We start from the raw sequence: 1,373 nt of genomic DNA, 5'->3' as shown, positions 1-1,373 counted from the left end.
CACCACGGCGGCCAGGGCGAGCGGACCGGGGGTGCCGTCCGGGTACACCCCGGGCCACAGCAGGACGCCCTGCCCGGCCGCCGACAGCAGGGGCAGAAGCCAGTTGCGTATCGTCTCCATGTCGCCGACGAGCGTACGGGCCGCCCCGCGCGGCGGGCACCGGCCCCGGGGTGGAGATGTGTCCCCAACCAGGGGTGGAGACACCGCTCCTGCCGTGGGCCGATGGCACACCTCCGCGTCTTTGGCAGGCTGACGGCATGACACAGCCACCGCTCGCCGAGCAGCTCCCGTACCACCGCCTGGCCCGTCTCGCGCCGCGCTACCAGTGGTGGCGCCCGCTGCTCGGGACCCTGGTCGCGGCCGTGGGCTATGTGCTCGCCGTGCTCGTCCTCATGCTCTGCTCCCTGGTCGTGGGCCTGGCCCTCGGATACTCCGAGGACGCCGACGGCTGGCCGGAGTTCGGCCCCGTCCCGGGCACCGCGCTGGACCTGCTGTCGATCGCGGTGGGCATACCCGTCCTGCTGCTGACGGTGCGCTGGATCGGCCGGCGCCCGGCCGGCACGGTCTCCTCGGTCACCGGGCGGCTGCGCCGGCGCTGGCTCGGGCTGTGCGTGCTGACGGCCGCGCCGGTCCTCGCCCTGACGATGGGCGGCATGTTCCTGCTGCCCTCGGACGGCGGCGGGGCGGAGAGCCAGTGGGTGGGCTGGCCGGCCTTCGCACGGGCCCTGGTCATGCTGGTCGTGCTGGTGCCGTTGCAGGCGGCGGCCGAGGAGTACGTCTTCCGCGGCTGGCTCACGCAGACGGCGGGGGCGTTCCTGCGTTCGCCGTGGGCCGCGCTGGTGCCTCAGGCCGTGCTGTTCGCCGCCGCCCACGGCTGGGGCACGGTGTGGGGCTTCGCCGACCTGGTGGTGTTCGGGGTGTGCGCGGGGTGGCTGACCTGGCGGACGGGAGGACTCGAGGCGTCCATCGCCCTGCACGCCGTCAACAACCTGTACGCCTTCGGTGTGTCGGCCGCCGTGGTGGACGGGCTCGCCAGTGACGAGACCGCGGCCGACGCGGGCCGGCAGACGGTCGTCCTCGATGTCGCGGGCATCCTGCTGTACACGGCGGCCGTGACGTGGTTGCTGCGCCGCCGCCGACTGGAACGCACCGCCCCCGCGCCGCTGCCTCCGGTGCACCCGTACGGCACGGTGTCCGGACAGTGGCCCGGTCACCCGTACGGTGCGATGCCGGGGCAGGCGCCGGTTCACCCGTACGGTGTGGCGCCGGGGCGGGCACCGGTCCACCCGTACGGTCCCGTGCCCGGGCAGCCACCGGTTCACCCGTACGGTGCGATACCTGGACCGTGGCCCGGTCCCCCGGTGACCGGCGCC

1 protein-coding gene is annotated in these 1,373 nt (G+C 74.7%); it reads left to right on the top strand.

What is annotated here, in order from left to right; translation table 11 throughout:
* Nucleotides 1–257: 257 nt before the first annotated feature.
* The coding region (locus H5J33_RS35325) for a type II CAAX prenyl endopeptidase Rce1 family protein (RefSeq protein ID WP_181798728.1) at nt 258–1,373 on the top strand (1,116 nt) is incomplete at its 3' end.

Source organism: Streptomyces sp. WELS2, assembly GCF_013870595.1.
Classification (GTDB): Bacteria; Actinomycetota; Actinomycetes; order Streptomycetales; family Streptomycetaceae; genus Streptomyces.
This window is presented reverse-complemented; position numbering and strand designations above follow the sequence as displayed.